The following is a 15,832-nucleotide window of genomic DNA, read 5'->3' on the forward strand; positions in this document are numbered from 1 at the left end:
GTCCGGCCCGCCGGCGGTCGTGGCCCGAGCGGCCGGCCCCATGCAAGCAAGGGACGCTCGGCGCGTGCTCGGGCTGCGCTGGTTGTCGGAGCCACCGGCCGCGCCGTCGTCGAGCAGGACGGCGCTCCGGTCCGTCAGCGGCGGTGCAGCGCGAAGACGAAGCTGAGGGCGCGGCGTGGCGCGGCCGAGGTGTTCGGTGCCGAGCGGTGCACCATCAGCCCGTCGAAGACCGCACCGGCGCCGGGATCGAGTGGGGCGTGCACGGGCGTGCCGAGCGTCGCCACAGTGGCCGGCTCGACGTGCGGTTCCACCGCGCGCTCGCGCGGCGGATCCCCGTCGGCGCGCTCCGGGTCGCCGACGTGCGGGAGCACGCCGAGCCGGTGCGATCCCGGCACGAACTGCAGGCAGCCGTTCTCGGTGGTGGCGGGGTCGACGGCGATCCAGGCCGTGACGACGTTGGCGTACCGGTCGTGGAAGCCGTCCGGCGCGAACGCCATGTCCTGGTGCCACGGCTTCTCCGAGCCGACCTTCGCCGGTTTCGCCCAGAGGAAGGTGTTCACCACGTCCACGTCGGTGCCGGTCGCCGGCACGATGTGGGTCTTCGCCACGGTTTCGGCGATCCCCGTCAACTCGGGGCAGTGCCGGTGGGCGCCGTCCACCGAGCGCAGGACGCCGGATGCCGGGGGCAGGCCCTGCTGCCAGGCCACCCAGCCGCCGACGTCCGGCGCCTCGAGAACGAAGCCGTCTCCGCTCGCCCGGCGGCGCCCGGCCATGTCCTCCAGGCGGGCCACGCAGGCGCGCATGACGTCCAGGTCTGTCTCGTCGACGATGCCGTCGACGACGGCGTACCCGTTGATCCGCAGGTCGTCTCTCACGCTGGGCCCCTTCCGTTCGGTCGGAGTGCGAGCGCGGCACGTACGGTGACCGCCTCGATGTCGTCGTCGGTGTGCTGCCGGTGCACCACGAGCCGCACCGTGTCGTCCCCGACCGGCAGTACGAGCACCCCGTTCTCGGCGAGCCGGGTCGCGGTCACCTCGGCCGGGGTCCCCACGCGCCGGAGGAACACCATGTTCGTGGGCCGGTCGACCTCCACCACGTCGACGCCGTCGATCCCGCCCAGTCCTTCGCGCAGCCGGTCGGCCCGCTCGTGGTCGCGGGCCAGCTCGTGCCGCCGGCCGAGGGCGACCAGCCCGGCCGCGGCCAGCACCCCCGCCTGGTGCATCGTCCCGCCGAGCATCTGCCGCAGCTCGCGGGCTTCCGCGATCGCGCTCGCCGGGCCCGCGAGCAGGGCACCGGCCGGGGCGCCCAGGCCCTTGCTCAACGACAGGGCCACGGTGTCGGCCGGCGCGGCGAGATCGGCCAGCGACGACCCGGTGGCGACGGCGGCGTTCGTCAGCCGGGCGCCGTCGAGGTGCACCCGCGCACCACCGGCGCGGCCGGCCCGGGCCGACGTGGCCAGCTCGGCCGGGGTCTGTGCGTGCCCGCCGGCGAGGTTGGCGGTGTTCTCCAGCCAGAGCAGCGTACGGCCGGCCGGCCCGGGCAGTGCCGCCGTGACGTCCGCGGGGCTGAGGTGCCCCGCCGGGTCGGCCAGGGTGACCAGGTGGGCCCGGGCGAGGCGGCGTGCGCCGTCGTTCTCCAGCGTGACCACGTGGGCCCGGCGCCCGACGACCAGCACGCCCCCGTCGGTGCCCAGCCACAGCAGGACGGCGAGCAGGTTGCTCATGGTCGTGCTCGGTGTGAAGACGGCGGCGTCGGTGCCCAGAAGCCCGGCGGCGGTCTCCTCCAGCTCGGCCACCGTGGGATCGTCACCGTAGCTGTCGTCGCCGACCGCGGCGACGCTCATCGCCTTGCGCATCGCGTCGTCCGGCACGGTCCGGGTGTCGCTGCGCAGGTCGACGGGCGTCATTCGTGTCTCACGAACATCGCGCGGGTCGCCGTGTAGCCGTCGCGGGAATGGACTCCGAGTTCCCGGCCGTACCCGGACATCGCGAGGCCGCCGACGCTGACGTGCTCCTCGGTGTCGCCGTAGGTGTTCACCCAGACCATTCCCGCCCGCAGCCGCCGGGCGGACCGGTGTGCCCGGCCGAGGTCGCGGGTCCAGACGGAAGCGGCCAGCCCGTACCCGGTGTCGTTCGCCAGTGCCAGCGCCTCGGCCTCGGTGTCGAAGCCGGTCACCGTGAGAACCGGACCGAACACCTCCTCCCGGGCGGCGGCCGCTCCGGCCGGGACCGACTCCAGGATCACCGGCGCGACGTAGAAGCCCGCCGAGTCGGCGGGAATGTCGGCCGTCACCGTCGCCCGCGCGCCGGCGGCGACCGCCTCGTCGACGAGCCGCCGGACGCGGTCGCGGCCGGCGGCGTTCACCAGCGGGCCGAGCTGGGTGCCGGGGGCGAGCGGGGGACCGACCCGCAGCCGGCTGAGTTCGGTCACCGCGGCCACGAACCGTTCCCGAACCCGGTGGTCGACGATCAGCCGGCTCGCGGCGACGCACATCTGCCCGGTGTTGCCGGTGTACCCGTCGACCAGGGCGCGGGCCGCCGCGTCGAGGTCCGCGTCGGCGAACACCACGAACGGGCTCTTTCCGCCGAGCTCCAGCAGGATCGGCTTGATCCCGCACTCCGCGCGGATGAGGGCACCGGTCGCCGTCGATCCGGTGAACGACACCAGCGCCACGTCGGGGTGGGCGCAGAGGTGACGGCCGACCGCCGCCCCGCCCGTGACCACACCGAGCGCACCGGCGGGAAGGCCCGCGCCCGCGGCGATCTCGGCCAGCCGCAGCAGGGACAGCGGGGTGTCGTCGGCCGGCTTGACCACGACGGTGTTGCCGTGCGCGAGCGCCGCGGCGACCTTCCAGACCGCGAGCAGCAACGGGTAGTTCGACGGTGCGATCGCCGCGCAGACGCCGAGCGGAACCCGGTCGGTGATCGACAGGGTGCCCGCGCCGACCGGATTCACCTCGCCCGAGGGCTGCATCGCCAGCCCGGCGAAGTACCGCAGGGTACGCACGGCGAACCCGACCTCGCCCTGGGACCGGCCCGGTGGCTTGCCCCCGTTGAGCGTCTCCAGGGTCGCCAGCTCGGCGGCGTTGCGCTCGACGGCGTCCGCCAGGGCGAGCAGGGCGTCCTGCCGCTCCCGCGGGTGGGTCTGCGACCAGTGCCCGAACGCCTTGGCCGCGTGGGCGACAGCGAGGTCGACGTCGTCGGGGGAGGCGTCGGTCAGCTCGGCCAGCGTCGTACCGTCGGCGGGGTCCACCAGCGTCCGCGCGGATCCGCGTCCGGGCGTCAGGTCGCCGCCGACCGCGACCCCGCCGAGTCGCTCCCGCAGCGGTGCGGGCAGGCCAGTCATCGCGTCAGCTCCCGGATCGCGCCGAGGAACGCGTCCCGGTCGAGGTGCACGGAGGTGCCGGCGAGGACCATCAGCTCCAGCGCGCCGGTGGCGAGGACGGCGTGGAAAGGGCCGTGGCGTTCGTCGATCCAGGCCAGTTGCACCGGTACGCCGTCCACGTCGACCTGGTCGAAGGTCCCCGGGTGCTTGTCCGGCTTCGCCGGCACCGATATGCCGCCCTGCTGCGGACGCTGGGCGATGACCCGGATCTCGCGGCCGCGCAGGCGGCCGCCGGAGTAGACGACCTCGGTCTCCTCCCGTCCGTCCGGGCGGGTGAAGGTGCCGACGCTGTCGACGGGGAGCCCGGCCAGGGTGTCCGGCAGACCGAGCGGCGCGGCGACGTCCGGCCGCCAGGCACGGCGATGGTCACTGGGCCGGTGGAAGGCCCACAGTCCGACCGGCACCCGTACCGCGCTCGCCTCCGGCTGGCGTGCCCAGTAGCTCAGTTCGGCCAGTGGCGTCGCGGCGATCTGCCGCGCCGCGTCGTCGTCCACCGGAGCGAGGGACCGGTAGACGGCGGCGATCTCGGCGTCCTCGAACTGCCCGTCGAGAACGGACAGCTCCACAGTGGTGCGGCCCAGCCTTGCCGACGCCGCCGCGTTGCCGATGTAGTCCACCCCCAGCCACAGGACGTGCTCGTCGTCGAGAGGCACCGCACGGGTCTCGCTCTGCCACAGACAGGGGTGGTCGAGGGCGGGGAACGCCCAGTCGTACAGGAACTGCTTGACCCGCAGCCGGCGGGCGCCGTCGGTGAGCTCGAAGCGGTGGGCCGCCGGGTTGTTCGCCGACCACGGGGTGCGCCCGGCGGTCGGGCGGGACGGTACGCCGGGCGGGGCCTCCTTGCGCAGCGTGCCCGGCGTGCTGCGCAGGCCGGGCACCGGCTCGTCCGGCCACCAGAGGATGAAGTTGCACCACGGCTGGGCGGCGTCAGGATCCAGCGACGGTGGCCACTGGTCCAGTTCCTCCGCCGAGGCCAACGTCCGGTGTCGCCACGTCATGGTCTCCACTCCCGTGGGTCGGTCCCCCGTCCGCGCGGGGGAGTTGGCGCAGCCACATCTGGCTGGAATACAGGAACAGCAGTTCACCGGTTCCGGCGGCGGCGAGCAGCTCACCGCTCAGCGGGGCGTCGGCCGGCAGGCCCACCGATTCGACGAGGCCACGCAGCCGGGCCAGGAAGGCGGTGTCACGCGGCGCCGGGAAGCCCTTCTTGGGCCGGTGCAGGACACTCGGCGGAAGGTACGGCGCCAGCGCCTGTTTGAGGAACGGCTTGGAACCGCCGAGCCCGCCCCGGTTCTTCCGCCACTCCGGCATCGAGAACGCCAGACCGGCCAGCGTCACGTCCTGGAAGACCGGCCGGTCCTCCAGCGAGTACGCCGACGAGCAGGCGTCGACCATCTCGTTGACGTACACCAGGAACCGCCGCATCAGGTGGTACCGGCCGCGCTTGTGCGGATCGAGGGTGGCCAGCTCGCGATACGGCCGCAGGGTACGACTCCAGACCCGGTCGGTGACGTCCTCCTCGGACACACCGACGTGCCGGCACAGCTCGTCGACCATCCGGTGCCACAGCGGTCGCTCGTCGCGGTAGAGCCGGGTGCGCAGGTAGTGCTCACCGTGGGTGTCGGGAGGGCGCGTCGGGTCGACGATCGGGAAGTAGGTGCCCTCCTGGTAGCCCCACAACTCGTCGGAGCCGTGCCCGGAGAACACCACCACCCGGCCGTCGGCGGCGATTCGCTGGTAAGTGCGGAGCAACGCCAGCTCGGCGCCGTGCAGGAACGGCCGTTGCAGGTGCCGGACGGCGACCGCGGTCAGGCCCTCGACGTCGGCGACGGCGACATCGCAGTGGACCGGCTCCACGCCGGCCGCCCGAGCGACCTCCAGGGCGTACGGCAGGTCCTCGTTCTGGCCCGCCTCGGTTCCCTCGTAGCGCACCACGTAGGGGGTGACGTCGCTGTGCAGGGCCCGCAGCGCGCCGAAGACGGCGGAGGAGTCGACGCCGCCGCTGACCACCGCCGCCATCGGCACGTCGGCGGGGCGCCGGATGTCCACCGCGCGCCGGAACGCCTCGGCGACCTCGTCGACGGTCACCTCCCGTTCCGCCGGCGCCGGCATCCAGTAGCGCCGGTGGCTGACCCGGTCGCCGTCGATGACCATCAGGTGGCCCGGCTCGACGGAGTGGATCCCGGCGAGCCAGGTGCCGTCGTCGATCGCGTCCATCCGGACGTACGCCCGGTGGAGGAACGCCGTCCAGTCCACCCGGGGTTCCACCAGGCCGCCGGCGAGCAGCGTGGCCACCTCCGAGGCGAACAGGATCCCCCCGGCGACCCGGCACCAGACCAGCGGCTTGACGCCGAAGTGGTCCCGGGCGAGGACCGTCCGGCCGGTCCGCCGGTCGTACCAGGCCGCCGCGAACATGCCGTCCAGCTCGCCGACCACGGTCGGCGGGCCGGCGTGGACGGCCTGCAGGAACTGCTCGGTGTCGCACCGGCTGCGCGCCGGCCAGCCGCTGATCCGGGTCCGGCTGGCGTACAACTCGCCGTTGTAGGCCAGCGCCACCTCGCCGTCGGGGCTGACCATCGGCTGATGCCCCGACGGGCTGCGGTCCCGCACGGCCAGCCGGGTGGCCGCGAGCAGGACCCGGCCGTCGTCGGAGAGGTGCAGCCCGCTGTCGTCCGGCCCGCGGTGGTGCATGGCCCCGACGAGGCGGCGTCCCAGCCGGTCGAGCCACCATGCCGGCCGTGGGCCGTCCAGGCTGACGAAGCCGGCGATGCCGCACATCACGCGCTCCACTTCGCGCCGCAGGCGGCCAGCGACCGCTCCAGGCGGTGGTCGATGCCCTGATGCCCGTACGGGTGCTCGTCGTACTCGTGCGGCACCGAGGCGGCCGTCAGCTCGGCGTGCAGCGCCCGGGCGCCCCACTGCATGCCGTACTCGTCCTGCTCGCCGACGTCCAGGTAGAGCGTCTCCAGCGTGGCGAGCGCGGGGGCGGCGCCCGCGACCAGCCGGACCGGGTCCCGGTCGAGCCAGGTCTGCCACACGGCGTCCCGGAACCGTCCGGTGCGGGGGTCGCAGGGGAACCCGTCGGCGATGTCCGGCAGGACCTCCGGCGCGTAGCAGACGCCCATCGCGACGATGCTCATCGCCTCCATGAACGCACCGTCGACGGTGCCGGCGTACCCGGCTCGGCTGAGCGCGGCGATGCCGCCGCGGGCCCGCAGCGTGTTCAGGGCGCGGACCAGCAGCGACAGGTACGTGTGCTCGAATCCGCAGTCCGGCGTGTGCGCGGCGACGTGGCCGAAGACGCCGGGGCGCTGGATGGCGGCCATGAGGGCGCCGTATCCGCCGCTGGACTTGCCGACCACCGCCCGGCCGCCTGCCTCGGCGACGGTGGGCAGCCGCTCGTCGACCAGGGCGACCACCTCGTCGACGAGGTATCGCTGGTACGGACCGCACATGGCGGAGTCGAGGTACTGCGATCCGCCGTAGCGGGTGGCACAGTCGGGAAGCACGACGTGCACCGGCGGCAGCACCCCCTGCGCCACCAGCCGGGACAGCCGGTCGGGAAGGCTCTCACCGAGCGGACGAATACCCAGCAGGTCCCGGCCGCGCGAGCCGAAGCCGGCCAGCAGGTACACGACGGGCAGTGCCCGCCGCGGTGGATCCGCCGGGGTGAGGACGACCACCTCCCGGCGGCTCGGGTCGCCCAGCCGATTCCCGCGTAACACCGAGCTGTCATGGGTGAAGGCGTCGACCCGATACCTCATCGGCGCTGCTCCAGCAGAGCCCGGTCCACGTGCCGTACGTACCAGACGGGGTTGTGGAACACGGCGGAGAGCAGTGCGTTGTCACTGGTCCAGAGTCCGTACGAGCTGCCCATCAGCAGGTCCGCGTCGAACAGCGCCTGCAGCGTGCTGCCGGCGATCGCGGTGTGCGCGCCCCCGTCGCCCGCCTCGCTCGGCAGCGGCCGGACCCGCTCGCCGGTGAAGTCGAGGACGAAGCCACGCGCCTTGCCGCCGTCCTCGTACACCGTGATCGTCTGGTCGGCCCCACCGTCGATCTCCCGGTACCAGAAGTCGGTCCCGACCAGGTGGTCCATCAACCGCTGCACGAGCCGTTCGGTCGGTTCCCGCTGGCGTCCGACCTGATCCGTCTCCGGGTCGAACGCCGGCACGCCGGCCGCCGGGTCGAGGGTGACGGCGGCCGAGACGGCGGCGAAGTCGAAGTCGCCGGTGGACATCACACTGCCGTCGTGCGACACGTCGAGGGTCTGACCGGGACCCCACAACGCCCCGGGACGCCCGACGGACTCCAGGTGCCGCAGCGCCTGCCAGGGGGTGAACGGGAACAGGGCGGTGTTGCACCACGCGAAGCTGTCGCGCACCCGCCAGCCGAAGGACGACGGGATCGTCAGGCCGGCGCCGACCACGTCGGCCCAGCGGTCGAAGTTGGCCGCGGAGCGCGCGACGAGGTCGTCCGGCGCGCCGACCTGCCGGCGCTGGGTGAGCACCCCCGGCGGAGCCAGGCTGTGCGCCGGGATCAGCGCGACGTCGACCGCCGGGGCGTCGGCCCGGGCGAAGAAGCTCTCCGTGTCGGGATGCAGCACCGAGTCACCGGCGATCATCACGGTGGCGTCGGGCGTCTCGAACAGCAGGCTCATCTCCGGGAACGGCACCCGGGAGGCCAGGGTTCGCAGCCGCGTCCGGCCGAGGTTGACGACGTCACCCGGCCGGACACCGTGGCTCCGGCTGTAGCCGAGGCGCCGCTGGGTCCAGGCGATGGCCTGGTGACCGAGGCCCGAGTAGGACAGCAACGGAAGACCGTCGCCGCGCGGCCACACCGTGACGGTGTCCGGCGCGCGCAGCGGCGCCTCGTCGAAGTCGACCTCACGCGCCTCGGCGAGCCGCACCAGGCTGGGGAAGTGGTGGTGGTCGTAGTGGTGGTGACTGAAGACGACGTAGTCGACTTCCTCGTCGAGCATCGACAGCAATTCCGGTGGCTGTGCCGGGAAATGCTCCCAGAATCGGTCGAGTTCAGGAGTCAGCCACGGATCGACGAGAATTCTTTCGGTGCCGGTTTCGATGAGAACGGTGGCGTGGCCGAAACTCGTCAGCCTCATCTCACCCTGCCGCCGGGTAGACGCAGCGGAAACCGATCTCGTTGTGCTTGTCGGTCAGCAGGTCCTTACCCCGGTAGTAGGTCGTGAGGCACACCGGCGGCGAGGTCCACGTGCCACCACGCAAGCTGTAGAACGCGTCTCGCCGATTCATGAACTCGACCGGCTGCCGGCCCTTGAAGAACGGGTCCAGGTCGGCCTTGGTGAAGAAGTTCGTCCGGGTCATCTCCCACACGTTGCCGGCCATGTGGAGCAGCCCGTACGGGCTGGCGCCCTCGGGCAGGCTGTCCGCCGGCATCACCGGCTCCGCGGGCGTCGACGGCCCGACAGTGACCAGCACGCTCTCCAGACTGCGCAGGTCGTGCACCGAGTTGCCGAACGACCGCTCGACGTAGTTGGCCCGGCTCGGATCCCAGTCGTTGCCCCACGGGTACCGCCGGCCGTCCGCGCCCCGGGCGGCCTTCTCCCACTCGTCCTCGCTCGGCAGTCGTCCGCCGGCCCAGCGGGCGAAGGCCCACGCGTCGTACCAGTCCATCCCGGTCGCCGGGTGCTCGGGCCGGTTGAAGCGGGGGTCCCGGCGGTGCGCCGAGGCGTGGTCGGGCCGGGGCGGCTGGTCCGGGTGGTCGAACTCGGTGGTTCCCGCGGTCTCCTCGACGAACCGGTTGTAACGCTCGTTCGTCACCGCGGTCCGGTCGATGTAGAAGGCGGGCAGGTCCACGACCCGCAGCGGGTTGTCCTGGTCGTTCATCTGGAACGGCCCGGGCACCGTTCCGGTCGCCCCGGCGATGAACGGACCGGCCGGCACCAGCACCGCGTCCGCCAGCTGGGCGGACCGCTGCTTGACGGCCGCCACCCGGTTGAGGACGTCGGCGAAGTGCTGGTCCTCCAGCCGCCGCAGTTCGTCGGGATCCTCGCTGCCGAAGATCGCGATCAGGGCCCGTTTGGTCAGTGCCGCGCCACAGCCGACCGGCTTGCGCAGGTAGGCGGGGCGGGTGAAGTTGCTGGGCCAGCCGGAGATGCCGATCAGGTCGCGGGCCGCCAGCGCGATCCGGTGCTCACCGGCCACGGTGATGGCGGTGAAGGCGACGCTGTCGACAGTGTCGTGGGTGGCCGCGGCGATGGCCCGCTGGGCGGCCTCGCGATCGGCGAAGCTCGCGCCGAGGATGCGGACGCAGGCGGCGCGTACCGGCCACTCGGGATGGGTGGCGGAGAGCTCGCAGAGACGGTCCAGGTCGGCATGCCGCTCGAGGTCGGCGGTCACCTGCTGGATGGCCAGCCAGTACTGATCGTCTGTCGTGCCGTCGAAGACGGCAGGATCACTCGTGACGGTCATGGACCCTTCCCTTCCTGATCACGTGGTGGGTGCCCGGCCACCCTGGGGAGGTGGCCGGGCTGCGATCGATCAGCGATCGCGCGGGGGCACGGACGTCACCACTTGGTGACCTCCTCGTCCTCGCGGGTCTCGATGAAACGGTCGTCCGACATGTCAGCACCTCCTCCCGGGGGAGAACCGGAAATCGGATCCGCGGTTGCGGCCCGAAACTCGAGGATCAGCCCGGATGGCGAATTGCTGGTGTCGGGAACGGTGCGGATGTGCCACCGGGGATGCGACCGAATGCGGTCCTATTCCCGTCGGTGGACCCGGGCCTGCGATGTCGACGAGTCTATGGAGGGCCCGCGAGGATCACTCAAGCGCGACTCGAGGCGCCGCCCCGTGGGGACAAGAATGGCGTCTCTATTGCAGAACGGTTCATTCATTCCTGCCGTGTGACGGCGGTTCGGTTCCCTTTGTGCGCCTGGTGCGGGACCTGGTCCGGGTCCGCCGCCGGGGCCGGGCGGCCCGATCCCTGGGCCGGCGGTCTCCACAGCAGGGTGCCGAGCGTGACTCCGACGGTGAGCACGACGACCAGTACGGTCGCGGTCACGGTGCTGGTCAGGTCCGCGGTCAGCCCGATGCCCATCGTCGACACCACGACCCCGAGGGGCAGCAGCGTGGCCCGCAACGTGGCCACCGTCGCCACCTCCTGCTCGGTGGCGGTCGCCACGACCAGGTTGTTGTACTGGACGAAGGCGACCTCGAAGAACAGCAGGAAGAACGCGTACGCGGTCAACGTCGGAATCTCGGCCCCGGCGAGGACCGCGGTGAGCAGGAAGGGCAGCGGCACCAGCGTCCAGATGAACGACGGCAGGCGATGGGCGTGACGCTGGACGGGAAGCGCCACGAACGAGCCCGCGAAGACGGCGAAGGCGGACACCGTGACAAAGGCGGCCACCAGGTCCGTGCCGCCTCCGAGCACGTCCCGGGGCACGGCGTTGACCGCGATGGTGTGGTAGCCCTGCAGGCACGCGACGAGGACGAACAGGACGAACAGGCGCCGCAGGTGGGGGTTGGCCAGGCGCAGCCGCGGTGGGCCGTCACCGCCCGCCGCCGGCGCGGGCACGGCCCCGGGGAGCGTGACGGCGAGCGCCGCCGAGAGCAGCAGGCTCGCCGCGTTCAGGGCCAGGATGGTCCGTACGCCCAGCGCCGGGTCGGCCAGCCCGGTGAGGACAGCGCCGATACTCGTTCCGCCCAGCTTGCCGATCTCGGCCAGGGTGTTGACCCGGCCGAGCCGGTCGGCCGGGATCGTCAGCTTGATCAGGACCGTCGCCGAGGACCGGGTCACCGCCTCCCCGAACCCCCGGACCATCAGCGCGACAGCGGCCACGAGGAAGAACGGGTTGCCGGACAGGGGCGTGGCGACGACGGCGAGCGTCAGCACCAGACTGGCGACCTCGGCGACGAGGATCAGGCGGGCCGGCGCGCGACCGGCGAGGAGCCGGTTGAGCGGCCGGACGAGGATCAGCGCCGGCAACCACGGCGCGGCGAGCACCAGGGCGGCCAGGAGGGTGGACCCTGTCACCTCGCTGACCTCGGTCGACAGGCGCAGGAGGACGAAGAAGCTGCCGGCGGTGTTCAGGAGCAACAGGGTCGGCACCACCGCGCCGACTCGATGCCTCAGGAGATCAGACACATGAATCCCTTACGGACAGTTGTGACTCGGAGGCGGGGCGTCGGCACTATGCTCGCCGCATGTCGCTCGATATCCCGGTAACCGGCGATGCCGAACGCGTCGTCGTCGTGGACGCGTACCTGCCCGTCCGTCCGCTGGTCACCGCGCTGCGCGATCGTGGCTACGCGTGCGTGCGGGTGCTCAGCACACCCGACGTACCGGAGGTGTACGCCGACGCGCCGTCGATCGCCGAGGACTTCGTGGCCGACATCGTGCACACCGGTGACTTCGACGCCACAGTGGCGGCGGTCGCCGCGCACGCCCCGGTCGCGGTCATGGCGGGCGGGGAGATCGGGGTGGAGTTCACGGACCAGCTGGCCGAGGCGCTCGGTCTGCTCACGAACGGCACCGCGACGAGCGCCGCCCGGCGGGACAAGTACCTGATGGTGGAGACGGTCCGAGCAGCCGGGTTGCGCGCCGCGGAGCAGGTCCGGGCCACCGACGAGGAGACGCTGCGCGAGTGGCACACCAAGCACGGCGGCCGGGTCGTGGTCAAGCCGTTGAGCAGCGCCGGCGGTGACGGCGTCTCCTTCTGCGACGACCCGGAGGAGTCGGTGGCCGCCTTCCGGCGGCTGGTCGGCAGCCGGAACATCTTCTCCGCCACGAACACCGGCGTGGTGGCCCAGGAGTATCTGGGCGGGCCGGAGTACATGGTGAACACGGTGAGCCGCGACGGCCGGCACTACGTGACGGACGTCTGGCGTACCACGCGGGTTCAGGCCAACGGGATGATCGACCTGGCCGATGCCCTCTGCCTGGTCGACTCGGGCAGCGAGGTGGTGCGGGCGTTGTCCCGCTATGCGTTCGGCGTGCTGGACGCGGTCGGCATCCGGCACGGCGCGGCCCACGTGGAGATCCGGCTGACCCCGTCCGGCCCCTGCCTGGTGGAGGTCGGCGCGCGTCTGCCCGGCGGCGGCATCGCCGTGCAGGCGGCCCGGGCCATCGGAGAGTCGCAGATGGACCTGGCGATCTCGGCGTACCTCGAGCCGGAGAGGTTCCTGGCGAAGGTCGGCACCGAGTACCAGGTGTCGCGCTTCTGTGCGATCGTCGGGATGGTCTCCCCGGTGGAGGGGGTGCTGCGCGCCTATCGTGGCCTCGACGAGATCCGCGCGTTGGAGGGTTTCGACAGCCTCACGTGTCTCGTCGCCCCGGGCGAGCGCATCAGCCGGACGGTGAACGACCTCGGCTACCCCGTGCTGGTGATCCTGTTCCACGAGAGCGAAGAGGTGGTGCAGACCGCCCTCAACAGCGTCCGGCTCATCAACGGCACGGGCTTCTACGAACTGGAGCCGAACTGAGCGGCAGCACCACCGGAGGCCGGCATCAGCCACGACTGGCCCGTCGGTGATGAACAGGATTCCTCCTCCTCGTGGCTGCGGGGCGCTCGCCCACCAGTCCGGCCACGGCGGAACCCCACGGCCGGGCCGGCCACGGCAGGCGGGGAACGGCCATGAGATGAGCAGTATCCCGAGCCCCGTGGGTCACGTCAACGACCGTCGATCACCCGTCCACTGTGGTGGCGCGCCGGGCTCCACCCGTTCCCGACCGAAACGCTGATCCGGTCTCCTACCGTCGGTGCCCACGATCGAGTCGTCCGTGTCGGTGTGCCGGCCCGGGCCCATCCCTACCGGAGGTCACGTGGCTTCCCGCCTGTTCACGTCCGAGTCGGTCACGGAGGGCCACCCGGACAAGATCGCCGATCAGATCAGCGACGGCATCCTCGACGCGCTGCTCGCCCAGGACCCGCACAGCCGGGTCGCCGTGGAAACCCTCATCACCACCGGTCAGGTTCACGTGGCCGGCGAGGTCACCACCAAGGCGTACGCCGACATTCCGACGATCGTCCGGGAGACCATCCTCGGGATCGGGTACGACTCGTCGAAGAAGGGTTTCGACGGGGCGTCCTGCGGAGTGAACATCGCGATCGGCGCCCAGTCCCCGGACATCGCGCAGGGCGTGGACAACGCCGTCGAGTCCCGCACCGGCGCGTCGGCGCACGCGCTGGACGCCCAGGGCGCGGGGGACCAGGGCATGATGTTCGGTTTCGCGTGCTCGGAGACGCCGGAGCTGATGCCGCTGCCGATCGCCCTGGCCCATCGGCTGGCCCGGCGGCTGTCCGGGGTACGCAAGGACGGGACGATTCCGTACCTGCGGCCGGACGGCAAGACGCAGGTGACCATCGAGTACGAGGGCCTGCGGCCGGTGCGGTTGAACACGGTGGTCGTGTCGTCGCAGCACGCGGCCGGCATCTCGCTGGAGTCGCTGCTCACCCCGGACATCCGCGACCACGTGATCGCGCCGGAGCTGGAGGGCCTTGGCCTGGACACCGAGGGCTACCGGCTGCTGGTGAACCCGACGGGCCGGTTCGAGATCGGTGGGCCGATGGGTGACGCCGGTCTGACCGGCCGGAAGATCATCGTGGACACCTACGGCGGGTACGCCCGGCACGGTGGCGGCGCGTTCTCCGGCAAGGACCCGTCGAAGGTCGACCGGTCGGCGGCGTACGCGATGCGCTGGGTGGCGAAGAACGTCGTCGCCGCCGGGCTCGCGGAGCGGTGCGAGGCGCAGGTCGCGTACGCGATCGGCAAGGCGCACCCGGTGAGCCTGTTCATCGAGACGTTCGGCACCGAGACCGTGCCGGTCGAGGCGATCGAGAGGGCCGTTTCCGAGGTGTTCGACCTGCGGCCGGCCGCGATCATCCGGGACCTCGACCTCAAGCGCCCGATCTACGCGCAGACCGCCTCCTACGGGCACTTCGGCCGCGAGCTGCCGGACCTGACCTGGGAGAGCACCGACCGGGCCGGCGACCTGAAGGCGGCGGTGTGAGCGTCAACGAGGGCGACTACAAGGTGGCGGATCTGTCGCTTGCCGAGTTCGGGCGTAAGGAGATCCGGCTCGCCGAGCATGAGATGCCCGGTCTGATGGCGATTCGGCGTGAGTTCGCCGAGGTTCAGCCGTTGGCCGGTGCCCGTATCACTGGTTCGTTGCACATGACGGTGCAGACCGCTGTTCTGATCGAGACTCTGGTCGCGTTGGGCGCGCAGGTCCGGTGGGCGTCGTGCAACATCTTCTCCACCCAGGACCACGCGGCCGCGGCGATCGTGGTCGGCCCGGAGGGCACCCCCGAGGCCCCGGCCGGTGTGCCGGTCTACGCCTGGAAGGGCGAAACGCTGCCCGAATACTGGTGGTGCACCGAACAGGTGCTCGCCTGGCCCGACGGGCAGGGCCCGAACATGATCCTCGACGACGGCGGCGACGCCACCCTGCTCGTGCACAAGGGCGCCGAGTTCGAGAAGGCCGGTGTCGTGCCGCCGGTCGAGTCCGCCGACTCGGAGGAGTACGCGGTCATCCTCGAGCTGCTGCACCGTTCGCTGGCCGAGGACAACCAGCGGTGGACCCGGATCGCCGCCGGCATAAAGGGCGTCACCGAGGAGACCACCACCGGCGTGCACCGGCTCTACGAGATGCACCGCGCCGGGACGCTGCTCTTCCCGGCGATCAACGTCAACGACTCGGTGACGAAGAGCAAGTTCGACAACAAGTACGGCTGCCGGCACTCGCTGATCGACGGCATCAACCGGGCCACCGATGTGCTGATCGGCGGGAAGATGGCCGTGGTGATGGGCTACGGCGACGTGGGTAAGGGCTGCGCGGAGTCGCTGCGCGGGCAGGGCGCCCGGGTGGTGGTGACCGAGGTCGACCCGATCTGCGCGTTGCAGGCGGCGATGGACGGCTACCAGGTCGCCACCCTGGATGACGTGGTGGAGCAGGCGGACATCTTCATCACCGCGACGGGCTGCTTCGACGTCATCACCAACGAGCACATGGCGCGGATGAAGCACCAGGCGATCGTGGGTAACATCGGGCACTTCGACAACGAGATCGACATGGCCGGTCTGGCCAAGCGCAGCGACGTGACGCGGGAGAACATCAAGCCGCAGGTCGACGTGTGGCGTTTCGACGACGGCCACGCGATCATCGTGTTGTCCGAGGGCCGTCTGCTGAACCTGGGCAACGCCACCGGTCACCCGAGCTTCGTGATGTCGAACTCGTTCGCCAACCAGACGATCGCCCAGATCGAGCTGTTCACCAAGACCGACGAGTACCCGATCGGTGTCTACGTGCTGCCCAAGCACCTGGACGAGAAGGTCGCCCGCCTGCACCTGGACGCCCTCGGCGCCAAACTCACCACCCTGACCAAGGAACAGGCCTCCTACCTGGGCGTCTCCCCGGAAGGCCCGTTCAAGCCCGACCACTACCGCTACTGAGCGCGGCCCGAGATCGA

12 protein-coding genes are annotated in these 15,832 nt (G+C 71.6%); 3 read left to right on the forward strand and 9 right to left on the reverse strand.

Annotated elements, in window-relative coordinates:
- Nucleotides 1-134: 134 nt before the first annotated feature.
- The 9 genes from O7604_RS20610 to O7604_RS20650 all read right to left on the reverse strand — a co-directional run bounded on the left by O7604_RS20610 (nt 135) and on the right by O7604_RS20650 (nt 11,475).
- Entirely contained in the window at nt 135-875 is a 741-nt protein-coding gene (locus tag O7604_RS20610) for a phytanoyl-CoA dioxygenase family protein (protein WP_281577438.1), read from the reverse strand.
- Nucleotides 872-1,906: a GntG family PLP-dependent aldolase gene (locus O7604_RS20615; protein WP_281577439.1), complete on the reverse strand. Its 1,035-nt coding sequence runs from the start codon at nt 1,904-1,906 to the stop codon at nt 872-874. Before O7604_RS20615 ends, O7604_RS20610 begins: the two co-directional genes overlap by 4 nt.
- The gene (locus O7604_RS20620) at nt 1,903-3,345 is read right to left on the reverse strand and encodes an aldehyde dehydrogenase family protein (RefSeq protein WP_281577440.1); all 1,443 of its coding nucleotides are present in this window, start codon (nt 3,343-3,345) and stop codon (nt 1,903-1,905) included. The genes O7604_RS20615 and O7604_RS20620 overlap by 4 nt, the downstream gene beginning before the upstream one ends.
- Nucleotides 3,342-4,382 carry a hypothetical protein gene (locus O7604_RS20625; RefSeq protein ID WP_281577441.1) on the reverse strand — a complete coding sequence of 347 codons (1,041 nt, stop codon included), beginning with the start codon at nt 4,380-4,382 and terminating at the stop codon, nt 3,342-3,344. Before O7604_RS20625 ends, O7604_RS20620 begins: the two co-directional genes overlap by 4 nt.
- Nucleotides 4,312-6,162, reverse strand: coding sequence for an asparagine synthetase B (locus O7604_RS20630; protein WP_281577442.1), 1,851 nt, complete (start codon nt 6,160-6,162; stop codon nt 4,312-4,314). Before O7604_RS20630 ends, O7604_RS20625 begins: the two co-directional genes overlap by 71 nt.
- Entirely contained in the window at nt 6,162-7,148 is a 987-nt protein-coding gene (locus O7604_RS20635) for an alpha/beta hydrolase-fold protein (protein ID WP_281577443.1), read from the reverse strand. The genes O7604_RS20630 and O7604_RS20635 overlap by 1 nt, the downstream gene beginning before the upstream one ends.
- The gene (locus O7604_RS20640) at nt 7,145-8,500 is read right to left on the reverse strand and encodes an MBL fold metallo-hydrolase (RefSeq protein ID WP_281577444.1); all 1,356 of its coding nucleotides are present in this window, start codon (nt 8,498-8,500) and stop codon (nt 7,145-7,147) included. The genes O7604_RS20635 and O7604_RS20640 overlap by 4 nt, the downstream gene beginning before the upstream one ends.
- Before the next feature lies 1 nt (nt 8,501).
- On the reverse strand, nt 8,502-9,830 hold the full coding sequence (locus tag O7604_RS20645) for an SUMF1/EgtB/PvdO family nonheme iron enzyme (protein WP_281577445.1): 1,329 nt from the start codon (nt 9,828-9,830) through the stop codon (nt 8,502-8,504).
- Nucleotides 9,831-10,251: 421 nt separating this feature from the next.
- Nucleotides 10,252-11,475, reverse strand: a complete 1,224-nt coding sequence (locus tag O7604_RS20650; RefSeq protein WP_281577446.1) for an MFS transporter — start codon at nt 11,473-11,475, stop codon at nt 10,252-10,254.
- Nucleotides 11,476-11,567: 92 nt separating this feature from the next.
- Between O7604_RS20650 and O7604_RS20655 the strand changes: the two genes are divergently transcribed.
- The 3 genes from O7604_RS20655 to ahcY all read left to right on the forward strand — a co-directional run bounded on the left by O7604_RS20655 (nt 11,568) and on the right by ahcY (nt 15,815).
- Complete coding sequence (locus O7604_RS20655; RefSeq protein WP_269705388.1) at nt 11,568-12,845, forward strand: ATP-grasp domain-containing protein; 1,278 nt, start codon at nt 11,568-11,570, stop codon at nt 12,843-12,845.
- A gap of 340 nt (nt 12,846-13,185) precedes the next feature.
- Nucleotides 13,186-14,373 carry a methionine adenosyltransferase gene (metK, locus tag O7604_RS20660; protein WP_281577447.1) on the forward strand — a complete coding sequence of 396 codons (1,188 nt, stop codon included), beginning with the start codon at nt 13,186-13,188 and terminating at the stop codon, nt 14,371-14,373.
- Nucleotides 14,328-15,815 carry an adenosylhomocysteinase gene (ahcY, locus tag O7604_RS20665; protein WP_281579992.1) on the forward strand — a complete coding sequence of 496 codons (1,488 nt, stop codon included), beginning with the start codon at nt 14,328-14,330 and terminating at the stop codon, nt 15,813-15,815. The genes metK and ahcY overlap by 46 nt, the downstream gene beginning before the upstream one ends.
- Nucleotides 15,816-15,832 lie beyond the last annotated feature (17 nt).

This window comes from Micromonospora sp. WMMA1947, from assembly GCF_027497355.1.
GTDB lineage: Bacteria > Actinomycetota > Actinomycetes > Mycobacteriales > Micromonosporaceae > Micromonospora.